The following is a 12998-nucleotide window of genomic DNA, read 5'->3' on the forward strand; positions in this document are numbered from 1 at the left end:
AAATTCCACCTGCTGTGATGGGCAGATATATTACTGTTCGCCGTTACTGTGTGTTCGATACGATGGTCACCGAACGCTCGGCGCGCGAGAGCCCCGAACAGCGGGCCGCCGAGCAGGTCGTTCTCGTGGTCGACGACGACGAGGACCTCGCAGACACCTGCCGGTACTGGCTCGACGGCGAGCGGTTCGCCGTCGAGACCGCCTACGGCGGTGAAGAAGCCCTCCACCGACTCGACGATACCGTCGACGTCGTCCTCCTCGACCGCCGAATGCCGAACGTCACGGGCGACGACGTGCTCGACGAGATTCGCGAGCGCGGCCTCGACTGCCGCGTGGCGATGATGACCGCGGTCGAGCCGGACACCGACATCGTCGACATGCCGTTCGACGCCTACCTCGTCAAGCCCGTCTCGGAGTCGGAGGTCAAAGAGACGGTCGAAGAGCTGCTCGTGCGGTCGGGCTTCGAGTCCGAAGTCCGCGAGTACTTCGCGCTCGAATCCACCGAGGCGGCGCTCGACAGCCGCGACGTGGAAGAGCTCCGCGAGCCCGAGGCGCTGTCGGACCTCCGCGGTCGACTGGAGGCGGTCCGAGCCGAACACGAGGCGGCGATTCGTAACCGCGAGGCGCAGCTCGACCGCCTGAACCGGACCAACGAGCTCCTCCGCGACATCGACCGGGCGATAATCGACGCGCGGAGCCGCGACGAAATCGAACAGACCGTCTGCGACGCGGTCGCGAGCGCCCACGAGGCCGCGTTCGTTCTCAGACGCACCGCCGCCGGCACGCTCCGGTGTACCGCCGCGGCGGGCTACGGACTCGACCCCGCGGGCGTCGACCTCGACTTCGTCGACGAGGCGTTCGACATCGACGGAACGGTCGAAGACGGCTTCGCCTTCGAGGACATCTCCGAGGCGCACCGCGCGGCGGTCTTCGGCGACGACGCCGCCGACCTCAACGCGGTGTCGGCGCTCTGTGTCGCCATCGACTACCGCGAGACGGCGTACGGCGCGCTCGTCGTCTACGACGAGACCGACGGCTTCGACGAGGAGTCCGCGGGCCTGTTTTCCGACCTCGGCGCGACCGTCGGCAACGGTATCAACGCAACCCAGAGCAAGCAGCTTCTCAACGGCGACAGCGTCGTCGAACTGGAGTTTCAGGTCGCCGGCGCGGGTGACGCCGGCGTGCTCGCCGGTCTCTCGGCGACGCTCGACTGCCGACTCTCGCTGGACGGCGTCACCCGCGCCGGCGACGAGCTTACCTGTTTCGTCAGCGTCGCCGGCGCGTCGGGGTGCGACGCGGTCGCGGCCGCTATCGATGCCGCCGACGTCTCGCAGGCCCGCGTCGTCGCCGACGGCGACGAGGAGTCCGTCGTCGAACTCCGCACCGACGCCGAGGCGGTGCTGTCGACCGCCATCGACCACGGCGCGAGCGTGGAGCGGTTGACGCTCTCCGAGGGGAGCGGCACCCTCGCGCTCCACGTCGCGGCCGACGCCGACCACGGCGCGCTCGTGGAGGCGGTGACGACGGCCGCGGCCGGCGTCTCGGTCGTCGCAAAGCGCGAGGTGGAGCGCTCCGTCCAGTCGGCCGACTCCTTCCGGCGGACGCTCGACTCGAAACTGACAGACCGGCAGAAGACGGTCCTCGAAACGTCGCTCGTCTCCGGCTACTTCGAGTGGCCCCGCGGGAGCACGGCAGAAGAGGTCGCCGACTCGCTCGGCATCTCGCCGCCGACGCTCCACGAACACCTCCGGACGGCGGAGCGGAAGCTCATCGAGACGTATTTCGACGAGCTGAACCCCGCGTCGGCGGACGACTGAAGCGGGCGGCCACGGACCGTCGGAAGGAGATTAGTCGAGTTTGGCTTCGGGCGCGTCGCCGACGAATCGGTCGGCGGCGTCGAAGACGTCGCGTTTGGTGACTGGCTTCGTGAGCACGGCGTCAACGGGGAGGTCGGCGAGTTCGTCGCCGGGCGCGGCGCTGAGCATGACGACCGCGAACGACGACGGGTCGACCCGTCGGGAGAGTTCTTCGAGGACGGACTCGCCGGAGAGACCGGGGAGGTTGTGGTCGAGGAAGACGAGGTCGACGCTCTCGTCGAACGTCTGGAGGGCCTCGCGCCCGGAGTACGCGACTCGGACGCGGTAGCGGCGTTCGAGCCACAGCGCGAGGCTATCGGCGAGGGCGGCCTCGTCGTCGACGAGGAGGACAGTCGGCGCGTCTGGTGTGGGTGGCTGTGTCATGGCTCGGACCGTGGCTACGTCGGTGTGGCGGAGGCGGTCGGTCGGGGTCGGGCGTGGTCTGCCGAGGGTGGCCGGCGGTCGGCGGGGGTATCGCTCACGCGTCGTTCATTCGCTGGGACCGCGTGTTCCCGCAGCGCGTACAGCGCGTGACACGGTACGGCTCGCGGGAGAACTCGCGGTTCTCGCGTTTCCGGCTCTCGGTCTTGATTTCGATGGAGACGTCGTGCGGCGTCCGGGACTCACACGACTGGCACTCTTCGACGAACTCGTTGTTTCGGGGACTGCTTTTACTCTTCGACATAGAGTGGTCGTAGCAGTAGCTATGGACTGCGCGCCGTTGAATACGGAACCTAATCGATTTGGGACACGACCAATCGAGAGGCGGCGGCCGCTCGTCGGTCGAAGGAAACTACTCCGCGGGGACGATTTTCTCGTCGTACTTGTCGCGGAACTCTTGGATGAGCGTGCCCATCTGGGCGTACCAGTCGTTGAGCATGCGCTGCATGTCGTCCGCGACCTCGTTGGGGTCGGTCGGATGGTAGACGTGGTAGTAGCCGCCGTGTTCGTAGTTCACCTGTTCTTTCTGGATGAGCCCCGCCTGCAGGAGGCGCTGGATGGAGCGGTACGCGGTCGAACGTTCCCGCTCGACCGCCTCGGCGACCTCGTCGACGGTCAGGTGTTCGTCGGTCTCGACGAGCACCTCGAAACACCGTCGGTCGAGTTGCTTCAGTCCGTGGAGACACTCGAGGAGTCCCTCACACTCCATGTCCGATTGCAGGTATTCGACCATCGAGCTAGCCATTATCGGTTCGGGCTACGTGGTCAGCCCTCAAAAGGGTTTGTATAGTTTGCACAACACCGGGCGAGAAACGGCGTCCCGGTGTCGTGGATTCGCGTTCGATGCGAGTGCGGTTCGCGTGCGAGCCGTCGCCCTCAGTCGGCGGTGGAACCCCCGGTGGTCGAGGGCGCGCGCATGGACTTCACGGCGCTGTAGAGCACCGCGCCGGAGACCATGAGCGCCGACCCGAGGATGAGCGCGAGACTGACGTAGTCGAGGACGCCCATGCCGAGGTAGTTCCCGGCCTGCCGCACGGCGACGGCGAGCGCGCCGAGGAGCAGCATCAGGCCGAAGTAAATCTTGATCTCGTCCTCGTTGACGATGGAGGTCGCGGCGGAGCCGACGCGCGCGCCGAGCGCCGACCCGGCGAGGAGCGGCGCGACGATAGAGAGGTCGACGCCGCCGGACTGCGCGTAGAGGAACGAGCCGATGCCGCCCGAGAACATGATTTCGAACAGGTCGGTCCCGACCGCGATGGGCACCGGAACGCCGATGAGGTAGAACAGCGCGGGCATGCGGATGAAGCCGCCGCCGACGCCGAGGAAACCCGAGAGGAGCCCCGTGGCGAACGCGACCAAGAGAATCATCCACAGCGAGACCTTGACGCCGCCGCGGAGGGTTATCATCGGGGGGAGCGAGTAGCTCTGAATCTTCTTGGCTAACTCGGGGATGTCGTCGGCGTCGATGTCGGCGTCGCCGTCCACGTCGTGGCTGACGCCGCCGCCGTCGCCGCCCTTCAGCGCCTCGTAGGTGACGAACAGCCCGATACCGCCGAGAAGCAGCACGTACGTGACGCTGATGATGTTACCGGCGAGTCCGAGCTCTTCGAGGTAGAGGACGATTTCCTTCCCGACTTCGAGGCCGACCGTGGTCCCGATAATCATCGAGATGCCGAGTTTGTAGTCGACCTGTCCGAGGTCGCGGTGCTTCAGCGTCGCGATGACGGAGGTCCCGAAGACGAACGCGAGCCCGGAGCCGACGGCCACGCGCGAGGGGTAGCCCATGACGAGCAGCGCGGGCGTCACGAGGAACGACCCACCCATGCCGAAGAAGCCGAACAGGACGCCGATGAGAACCCCGAACGCGACGAAGAGGGCCAGCATCCCGGCAGACATGCCGAGTAGTTCGAACACGCTCACTCACCACCGATGGCCTTCCGAACGGTCGGTCCGAGTGCGGCGGTCAGCGCGCCGTACCCGACGTACAGCACCATCGCCTCGACGAGGACGACGCCGACGAGCGCGGCGGCCTGTGCGTTCCCGCCCAACGTCTCGATTCCGAACATCTTACCAGCACCCCTCGGGGTGCCCGGAGTGTATTGCACTCATCATACTTTCTTGTACACCGCTGGCTAACCGGAGTGAGGATATAACGCTTTTGGGAATACTGTACAAGACCATATCTTTATTGCATACACATAAGTTATAGAATGGACATAGAAATACCACCGAAACGGGCCATATTTTGTATCACGCGACGTTACGAACATATTTATCCGCTATCTATGACAAAATAGTTGTTTTCTTATTGTGCAATACTATATTTGGCTGAACATCAACCGAGAGGATTCGGTCGAGAGGCACTCACGGCGGCGTTCTCGAGCATCGGCGGCGAGCGTCGAACGTCGACTCGCGGGAGAAAACCACCACCGACTGTTCGGCAGCGCGCGCGAGCCGCGGTCCATCGGCGGCGGTTCACCGACAGGGGGCGAGAACTTCGTCGCCGTCGCTCCGGGGACGACGGACGGGAAAAGAACGAAATCGAATTCGCCGACGGCGGCTCAGTCGGCGGAGGTGCCGGTCGCGGCGCTCTCGGTACGGCGGGCGCGCCAGAGTCCCTGCAGGTACGCGCCGACGAACATCCCACCGATGGCGATGAGGATGGGGTAGTTGCCGACGCCGAGACTGGCGTAGGCCGCGCCGGGACAGATGCCGGAGATACCCCAGCCGGCTCCGAAGACGACCCCGCCGACGACGACGTTCTTGTCGAACGACTTCAGCCGGCGGCCGTAGTCGCGCCCGGTGAGTGGCGCGCGGTCGCCGAACGCCTCGGCGAGCGCGAAGACGGTGCCAGTGACGACCGCGGCCCCGCCCATCACGAAGACGAGACCGAGGTCGTCGAACTGGAGGAAGTCGAGGACGACCTCCGGGCGGGCCATGTTGCTGACGGCGAGGCCGAACCCGAATATCAGGCCGCCCGCGATGACGACCAGCATGAACCCGAGTCCGCGTTCGTCGTCGCTCACGGCGACACCCCCAGCGCGCTCAGGAGCTGTGCGACCCCGATGGCGACGAGCATGAAGGTGGCGACGTTGACGAGCGAGGTCCGCGAGCGCGAGCCGACGCCGCAGACCCCGTGACCGGACGTACAGCCCTTCCCGATGCGGGTGCCGACGCCGACGAGCACGCCGCCGACGGCGAAGCGCCACGGCTGTACGTCGGAGACCCACCAGCCGTCACCGAACAGGACGGTGTAGAGCGCGGCCCCGGCGACGATGCTCAGCGTGAACACGACCCGCCAGTCCCGCGAGGCGACGTACTTCGCCTTGTTGAACCGCGGGAGGTCGGAGACGTACGACAGCGTCGATTCGAGGAAGGTGCTCGCACCGGCGATGATGCCCGTCCCGAGGTAGATGACGGCGGTCCCGAGGCCGATGAGGAGGCCGCCGAGCGCGTAGTGCGCGATACCGTTCGGAAAGAGCCCTTCGACGAGGAGCGGCGTCAGACCCGACATTTAGTTCGTGAGGGCTTCGTTGCTGGCCGCGCAGTTGTTCGGCCCGAGTTCGAGCTCGAAGGCGCGGTCGTCGTCCGACACCTGCACGCCGAGGTTCGTCTCGATGATGTCGACGTAGTTGGCCGGCCGCGGCGGCATGTCCGAGAGGATGAACTCCACGAACTCGTCTTTGGGCATCGAAAGTGCGTCCATCGTGTCCTTCAGTTCCCCGAGCGTGGCGGTGTAACTGCCGTCGTCGGCGGGGATTGCCGCGTCGCTGAAGTGCGCGGAGGCGACGATAGCGTCGTCGTCGTGCGAGAGGACGCGCTCCTGCAGCGAGTCGTAGAGCATTCCGGCCGCGTCGGGCGCGCCCTCGTCGCCGTCTTCGAGGTCGGGGCGAGCGACCGACTCGATGAACAGGCCGTCGCCCGTGAACAGCACGTTATCGACCTTGTAGGTCGTCATTCCGGTCGTGTGACCGGGCGTGTGGATTGCCTCGATGTCGGTGTCGCCGACGGTGAGCGTCTCGCCGTCCGCGATGGTCTCGTAGGGCGTGTCGTAGTCGACGCCGCGGTCTTCGGCGGCCTCGGGGATGACGCCCGTGACGCCGTGTTCTTCGACCAGCGTGCGGACCCCGCTGATGTGGTCGGCGTGGATGTGCGTGTCGACGGCGTACTTCAGTTCAGCGCCGAGGGCCTTCGCGTCGGCGACGTACTCGTCGGCGAAGTAGCGGAGTGGGTCGACGACGGCCGCCTCGTCGCCGTCGACGACGAGGTACGCCAGACAGCCGCTGGAGGGGCGCTGGTACTGCGCGACGAGCGCGTCGCCGTCGGTCTCCAGTTCGGTGTACTCGTAGATGCTCGCCCAGCCGTTCATCCCGCGTTCGAGCGCCACGGCGTCGTAGCCCTCCTGAATCAGGAGCCCGGCGACGTACTCCGAGGAGTGGCCCTTCGCACAGAGGACGACGAACTCCTCGTCTTCGGGCAGGTCCTCGAACAGCGACTCGTCGAGCTCCTCGTCGAGGAACTCGAAGTAGGGGATGTTGACGTGCGAGACGTTCTCACCGTCGATGCGCCAATCCTCGTGCTCAGACGGCACGCGATTGTCGAGGATGGTGAGCGGCTCGCCCTCGTCGATGCGGGCTTTCAGCGTCTCGGGCTCGATGACTGGCACGTCGACTTCGAGTTCCGGCAGGTCTGGAACGGTCATGTATGCATCACCCACTATCGGATGATTCGACTTAAGCTTTCGGATGGTAGTTTGATTTTCTTGCAATACTAATCCCGGCAGGACCGACAGATTGTAGTGTGATTTCGCACTCGTGAGTGCGCGTTATGGTTCTTAGTGCCTCGAAACGTCCCAATTCAGGCAGTGACGTCGGTGGACCCTAAGTATTGTGTAGCCTACCCAAGAACCGACACACTTTTACGAAGCACACCTATATTGTGGAATACACCCAACACAGGTGACCTCGAAAAATGAGTACATACGAACCCACCGAAACCCTCGACGTGAAAGGACTGTCCTGCCCGATGCCCGTCGTCAAGACCCGCGGCGCGGTCGACGACCTCGAAAGCGGCGAGATTCTGCAGGTCGTCGCGACCGACTCCGGTAGTATGAGCGACCTGAAGGGCTGGGCCGACTCCACCGACGGCGTCTCCATGCTCGACCAGGAAGAGGCCGAGGAAGACGGCGACGCGGTCTTCCGCCACCTCATCCAGAAGGAATGAGCTCGGACGCCGACGCGCCCGTCGACGCGGGAGCCGCCTCCGTCGAAGACCTCCGCGCGCAGGTCCAAGCCCTGCAGGAGGAGGTCTCCGACCTCCGGGAGGCCACCGACGACGACGGACAGAAGTCGATGACCATCATCGCGACCAAAGGCACCCTCGACATGGCGTACCCGCCGCTCATCCTCGCCAGTACGGCGGCCGCCTTCGGCTGGGACGTCGTGGTCTTCCACACGTTCTGGGGACTCGACATCCTCCACGAGAAGAAGTCGAAGAACCTGAAGCTCAGCGCGGTCGGCAACCCGAGCATGCCGATGCCGAACGCCGTGGCCGCGTTGCCCTTCATGGACAGCGTCGCCACGAGCATGATGGAAAAGAAGATTCAGAAAAACGGGACCGCGACCGTCGAGGAACTCATCGAGACCTCCCTCGACATGGGCGTGGACCTCCAGGCCTGCCAGATGACCATCGAGCTGATGGGCTACGACGAAGCCGAGTTCTACGACGGCGTCACCACCGGCGTCGGCGCGGCGACGGCCCTCCAGCACATGGCCGACGCCGACGTGCAACTCATGATTTAGGCCGGCTCGTCGTCTCCACCAGCCATTCAATCCCCCAGTCCACCCCAACCCACCACCCAACCAATCCCTGCGGTTCCCTTTTGACCGTTCTTCGGACGCGATGAGAGCTGCGTCTGTCCGCTGTTCTGCGGTTGACGCGTGAAAATCAGAGCCCGTCGAGCGCGCCGTCGCCCGTCTCAGACGTTCCAGCCGTCGCCGAACGACTCGAACCGGTCGAGGTCGTGGCCGAACAGCACGTCGCCGCCGGTCCGGCGTTCGAGTTCCTTCACTTTCTGGAGGCTCTCGAACCAGTCGCGCTCGCTCCAGAGCAGGCCGGGGCCGAGCGGCACCTCGTCCGTGTAGTTGCCCTCGACGTAGCACTCGTCGCCCGCGACGAGCACGTCGCCGTCGGGCGTCTCGATGTGCGCGCCCAGCACGCCGGGGGTGTGACCCGGCAGGTGGACGAGCCGGAAGCCGTCGAACAGCGTGTGTTCGTCGCCGTGGACGACGTTCCAGTTCAAATCGCGGTCGAAGTCCGACGCGAGGTACGCGATGGAGCCCTCGGTTGTCTTCGCCGAGTAGTACGCGAACTTCAGTTCCTCCTCGTGGACGTATATCGGCACGTCCGTCCCGGCGAACTCGGCGAGGCCGCCCGCGTGGTCGAGGTGCAGGTGGCTCATCACCACGGCGTCGATGTCGCCGAGGTCGTAGCCGACCGAATCGAGGTCGCCTTCGAGCGTGTGTTCCGCGGCGTCGACGTACTCGAACGCCTCGTACAGCGGGGCGGGCCAGTAGCCGTCGCCCGCCTTGGGGTTCGCTCCGGTGTCCCACAGCACCGTCCGGTCGGGGCCGTCGATGACGGCGTTCCAGACGACGAACTCGGCCGTTTCGTGGTCGGGGCTTCGGTTCGACGCGCTTCCCATGGTGTACCCGTCGAGGACGTACCCCATATCCGTGAGAACGCGACCGCGGTCGACCAGATGGACGCTGATGTCACCCATACGCCGGGATTAGGACGGAGCCGGCATAACAGTTCAGGCAGACAATATATGTCCGCCGGGCACGAGAGATACGCGTCGTTTCGGCCCGCTCTGTGTCGGATTGCGGGGGCGAACTCGGTCGGCGAGCGACGGTGAAAAAACGGGAGCGGAAGTTCGCTACGCTACTGACCGGGGCCGACTTCCTCGAACGGCTGGACGATGACGAAACCGCCTTCGCCCGCGAATTCGAGCTGGTAGGACTCGCCCGACGAGCGGCCGAGCAGGCCCTTGATGTTGATGTCGCGGTTCGACGACGGCGAGACGTTACCGCTCCACGCGACGGTCGCGTTGGGGTCGGTCTTGGCCGGCGTCTGGAGGACGATGGGCTCGCCGTGGGTCGTGATGGCGACGTGGCCGGGGCCTTCGAGGAAGACGTTGAACAGGCCGCCGGAGGACGCCCCGGCGATGCTTGTCAGCATCTTGATGTCCCAGTTCACGCTCGACTCGAACGCGAGCACGTCGTTACCGTTGACGCTCAGCTCCTCGCCCGCGTCGAGTTCGAGAATCTGGACCTCCTTGGCCTGGTCTGCAAGATAGAGGTGCCCGGTGCCGGTCGCCTGCATCATGACGTCGCCTTCGCCCGTGGCTTTCTTCTTGAGCATCCCTTTCAGGCCGCCGGCGGACTTCCGCTCGAAGGAGATGTCGCCGGTGTAGCCGACCATCGACCCGGCCTTGGCCATGACGCTCCCGTCGAGAGCCACGTCGAGCAGTTTCGAGTTTTCGAGTTCGAAGGCTTCGCCGCCTTCGGACGGTGCGTGCGTGCTGACGAATTCGTCTAAATCCATTGGAGTCACCGAGTCGCAGCGGAGACGACTCTACCGGAGAGGCGACTGTCAGGGATATAGTTCTATGTGCCGCGAGAACTCGATGTGCGGAGTGACGACCGAAGGGCGTCCGCCGCGCTCAGTCTCGCCGACTTCGGTGGCCGGGGTTCCACTCGGCGTCGAGCGCCTCGTGGGTGAAGGGGACGGCGTCCTCGCCGGCGTAGGTGGCGACCAACTGGCCGTCGCCTTCGAGGTAGTACTTGTAGGTCGTCAGCCCTTCGAGGCCGACCGGGCCGCGGGCGTGAATCTTGCCCGTCGAGATGCCCACTTCGGCGCCGAGGCTGTAGCGGTAGCCGTCGGCGAACCGGGTCGAGGCGTTGTGGAAGACGCTGGCGGCGTCGACGCCGGTCATGAACGTCTCGGCGCGCTCGGCGTCGTCGGTGACGATGGACTCCGTGTGCTTCGAGCCGTGGGCGTTGATGTGGTCGACTGCGCCGTACAGGTCCGAGACGACCTTGATGGAGAGTTCGAGGTCGCCGTACTCGGTGTCCCAGTCGTCGTCGGTCGCGGGGTCGATATCGACGTACTCGCGGGTCGCCTCGTCGCCCCGGAGGACGACGCCCTCGTCGCGGTAGCGCGCGACGACCGCCGGCAGGAAGTCGGCGGCGACGGCCTCGTCGACCAGGAGCGTCTCGACGGCGTTGCAGACCGCGGGGTACTGCACCTTCGCGTCGAGGGCGATGTCTTCGGCCATGTCGAGGTCGGCCGACTCGTCGACGTAGACGTGGCAGATGCCCTCGGTGTGGCCGAGGACGGGAATCTGGGTGTTGTCCTGGATGTAGCTGACGAACTCCGAGGAGCCGCGAGGCATCACGAGGTCGACCATGTCGTCGAGTTCGAGCAGGCGGTCGACCTCCTCGTGGGCCTCGATGAGCGTCGCCCAACCGTCCGGGAGGTCCTCGGTGGCCGACAGAATCGTCTCGTACAGCACTCGGTTCGACTCGCTCGCCTCGCTACCGCCCTTGAGGATGACGGCGTTGCCGGACTTCAGCGCCAGCGCGGCGATTTGGACGAGCGCGTCGGGCCGCGACTCGAAGATGGTCGCCACGACGCCGATGGGGACCGAGAGCTTGTACAGTTCGAGGGCCTCGTCCAGTTCGCGCGCTTCCAGCGTCTCGCCGAGGGGGTCGTCCTGCTCGGCGACGGACTCGACCATTCCGGCGATGTCGTCGAGTTTCGCCTCGTCGAGTTTGAGGCGGTCGACGAGCGCCTGCGTGTACTCGCCCGCTTCGAGCATCGCCTCGGCCTCCTCGACGTCCTCGCGGTTGGCCGCGAGAATCGCCTCGCTGTTGTCGCGGATGGCGTCCGCGATGGCTCCGAGCGCGGCGTCGCGGTCGGCCGCGTCGACGTTGGCGAGGCGCAGCGCCGCCGACTGTGCCTGTTCGACCTGCGCGGTCGTGTCTCGCTCAGTCATCGAGTTCACCATCGAGGGGGAGGAACATTGTTCCCACCGATTCGCGCTCGGCGATCTTCGCCAGCACGTCGGGCTCGGTCGACTGCGCGATGACGGCGGGGATGCCGTACTCGGCGGCGTCGCGCGCGCCGCGGACCTTCGTCTGGATGCCGCCGAAGCCGCCGGTCGAACTCGCGGTGACGATGTCCTCGACGTCGCTGTAGTTGTCGCCGACGACCTCGATGCGCTCGGCGTCGGGGTCCTCCTTCGGGTTCCCGGTGTAGACGCCGCCCACGTCGGTGAGCGTCACGAGCAGGTCGACGCCGATGCCGACCGCGATGTTCGACGAAATCATGTCGTTGTCGCCGATCTGGAGTTCCTCCGTGGCGACCGCGTCGTTCTCGTTGATGATGGGCACGACGCCCCACTCCAGAAGCGTCTCGACCGTGTTCCGGAAGTTGGTGAACCGTTCGGGGTTCTCCAGGTCGTGCTGGGTGATGAGTATCTGGGCGACCTTCCGGTCGTAGCGCTCGAAGCTCTCGGTGTAGCGGTGCATCAAGAGGCTCTGGCCGACCGTCGACAGCGCCTGCGACGCTTCGAGGGTGTCGCGGTCCGCCGTGGGATGGTCGAGGCGGCCGATGCCGGCACCGACCGCGCCCGAGGAGACGAGAAGCACCTCCTTGCCGCGCGAGAGGAGCGATTCGATGTCGTCGACGAGCTTGTCGAGCTTGTCGTCGTCGAGGTTGGAGTCCTCGTCGGTCAGCGAGTTCGTGCCGGCCTTGACGATGACGCGCTTCGCCTCGGCGGCGGCGTCGCGGGCGGCGGCGACCGCGTCGGGGTCGGGCTCAGCGACCTCGGAGGTCTCCGTCGTCTCGCTCACCTCACTCATCGGCGAACTCCTCCGCGAGTTCCTTCGACCGGCGCTCGGCGGCGACGACCGCCTCGGTGACGGCCTCGTCGGCGGCGCTGTCCCAGAGAACCTCCATCCCCTCGATGGTCGTCCCGTTCGGCGAGCAGACCGCGTCGATGAGTTCGTCGGCGCTGCGGTCGTCCTGCACGACGGTCTCGGCCGCGCCCTTGAACGTCTGGGCGGCGAGGATTTCGGCGTCTTCCTCGGAGAGCCCGCCCGCGACGCCGGCCTGCGTGACGGCCTCGATGAGATAGAAGACGAAGGCCGGGCCGCTGCCGTTGACCGCGGTGGCGATGTCCATCTGCGACTCCTCGACCTCGACGAACTCGCCCACGTCGGAGAGGAGTTCGCGGACCTCGTCGGTCAGGTCACCGGTCGCCGCCGCGGCCATGTCGCGGGTCTCGGCGGCGAGGTTCGGCATGATGCGGACGACGCGGGCGTCGGTGCGCGCCTCGACGAACGAGGTCGGGACGCCCGCGGCGATAGTGACGAGAGTCTGGTCGGGAGACAGGTCGAGTTCCGAGAGGACGGCCTCGACGATGTCGGGCTTGACCGCGACGAACACCACGTCGGCGTCGGCGGCGCGCGACACGTCGTCCGTCGTCGCTTCACAGTAGTCGGCGACCGCGGCGAGGGCGTCGGGGTCGAGGTCGCAGGCGACGACCGAGTGACCGCCCGCCTTCCAGAGCCCGGTGAGGAGGGCGCTCCCCATGTTTCCGCAGCCGATAACGCTCGTGCGTACCATTTGTGCTGA

The 12998-nt window shown here is 65.9% G+C and carries 16 protein-coding genes; 3 read left to right on the plus strand and 13 right to left on the minus strand.

Going from position 1 to position 12998, the window contains the following annotated elements:
- Positions 1–62: 62 nt before the first annotated feature.
- Complete coding sequence (locus tag C5B91_RS05290) at positions 63–1817, plus strand: bacterio-opsin activator domain-containing protein (RefSeq protein WP_115819191.1); 1755 nt, start codon at positions 63–65, stop codon at positions 1815–1817.
- A gap of 30 nt (positions 1818–1847) precedes the next feature.
- Here C5B91_RS05290 and C5B91_RS05295 read toward each other — a convergent pair whose 3' ends face one another.
- From C5B91_RS05295 to C5B91_RS05325, 8 genes are all read right to left on the minus strand, one after another.
- Positions 1848–2240 (minus strand): response regulator transcription factor, encoded by a 393-nt coding sequence (locus tag C5B91_RS05295; protein WP_008093156.1) that lies wholly within the window; start codon positions 2238–2240, stop codon positions 1848–1850.
- Between the two features lie 94 nt (positions 2241–2334).
- Entirely contained in the window at positions 2335–2541 is a 207-nt protein-coding gene (locus C5B91_RS05300) for a hypothetical protein (RefSeq protein WP_004977165.1), read from the minus strand.
- A gap of 108 nt (positions 2542–2649) precedes the next feature.
- Complete coding sequence (locus C5B91_RS05305; protein ID WP_004977164.1) at positions 2650–3030, minus strand: helix-turn-helix domain-containing protein; 381 nt, start codon at positions 3028–3030, stop codon at positions 2650–2652.
- A gap of 143 nt (positions 3031–3173) precedes the next feature.
- A complete protein-coding gene (locus tag C5B91_RS05310; protein WP_115819313.1) occupies positions 3174–4193 on the minus strand; it encodes a sulfite exporter TauE/SafE family protein in 1020 nt (339 codons plus the stop codon).
- A gap of 20 nt (positions 4194–4213) precedes the next feature.
- Complete coding sequence (locus tag C5B91_RS22320) at positions 4214–4363, minus strand: hypothetical protein (RefSeq protein WP_004043577.1); 150 nt, start codon at positions 4361–4363, stop codon at positions 4214–4216.
- A gap of 495 nt (positions 4364–4858) precedes the next feature.
- Positions 4859–5323, minus strand: coding sequence for a DUF6691 family protein (locus C5B91_RS05315; protein ID WP_004043576.1), 465 nt, complete (start codon positions 5321–5323; stop codon positions 4859–4861).
- Complete coding sequence (locus C5B91_RS05320) at positions 5320–5811, minus strand: YeeE/YedE family protein (protein WP_008093165.1); 492 nt, start codon at positions 5809–5811, stop codon at positions 5320–5322. The genes C5B91_RS05315 and C5B91_RS05320 overlap by 4 nt, the downstream gene beginning before the upstream one ends.
- Positions 5812–6999, minus strand: coding sequence for an MBL fold metallo-hydrolase (locus tag C5B91_RS05325; RefSeq protein WP_008093168.1), 1188 nt, complete (start codon positions 6997–6999; stop codon positions 5812–5814).
- A 269-nt stretch (positions 7000–7268) separates the two neighbouring features.
- On the opposite strand from C5B91_RS05325, the gene C5B91_RS05330 reads away from it, so the two are divergent.
- Both C5B91_RS05330 and C5B91_RS05335 read left to right on the plus strand, forming a co-directional pair.
- Positions 7269–7520: a sulfurtransferase TusA family protein gene (locus tag C5B91_RS05330; RefSeq protein ID WP_049905219.1), complete on the plus strand. Its 252-nt coding sequence runs from the start codon at positions 7269–7271 to the stop codon at positions 7518–7520.
- Positions 7517–8098 carry a DsrE/DsrF/DrsH-like family protein gene (locus C5B91_RS05335; RefSeq protein WP_115819192.1) on the plus strand — a complete coding sequence of 194 codons (582 nt, stop codon included), beginning with the start codon at positions 7517–7519 and terminating at the stop codon, positions 8096–8098. The genes C5B91_RS05330 and C5B91_RS05335 overlap by 4 nt, the downstream gene beginning before the upstream one ends.
- Before the next feature lie 176 nt (positions 8099–8274).
- On the opposite strand, the gene C5B91_RS05340 is transcribed toward C5B91_RS05335, so the two are convergent.
- From C5B91_RS05340 to proC, 5 genes are all read right to left on the minus strand, one after another.
- Positions 8275–9078: an N-acyl homoserine lactonase family protein gene (locus tag C5B91_RS05340; protein WP_115819193.1), complete on the minus strand. Its 804-nt coding sequence runs from the start codon at positions 9076–9078 to the stop codon at positions 8275–8277.
- Positions 9079–9239: 161 nt separating this feature from the next.
- Positions 9240–9902, minus strand: coding sequence for an AIM24 family protein (locus C5B91_RS05345; protein WP_008093173.1), 663 nt, complete (start codon positions 9900–9902; stop codon positions 9240–9242).
- Between the two features lie 118 nt (positions 9903–10020).
- The gene (locus tag C5B91_RS05350; RefSeq protein WP_115819194.1) at positions 10021–11355 is read right to left on the minus strand and encodes a glutamate-5-semialdehyde dehydrogenase; all 1335 of its coding nucleotides are present in this window, start codon (positions 11353–11355) and stop codon (positions 10021–10023) included.
- Positions 11348–12223, minus strand: coding sequence for a glutamate 5-kinase (gene proB, locus C5B91_RS05355; protein ID WP_115819195.1), 876 nt, complete (start codon positions 12221–12223; stop codon positions 11348–11350). Before proB ends, C5B91_RS05350 begins: the two co-directional genes overlap by 8 nt.
- The gene (proC, locus tag C5B91_RS05360; RefSeq protein WP_081909203.1) at positions 12216–12989 is read right to left on the minus strand and encodes a pyrroline-5-carboxylate reductase; all 774 of its coding nucleotides are present in this window, start codon (positions 12987–12989) and stop codon (positions 12216–12218) included. The genes proB and proC overlap by 8 nt, the downstream gene beginning before the upstream one ends.
- Between the last annotated feature and the right edge of the window lie 9 nt (positions 12990–12998).

Source organism: Haloferax sp. Atlit-10N (assembly GCF_003586325.1).
Taxonomy (GTDB): Archaea; Halobacteriota; Halobacteria; order Halobacteriales; family Haloferacaceae; genus Haloferax; species Haloferax prahovense.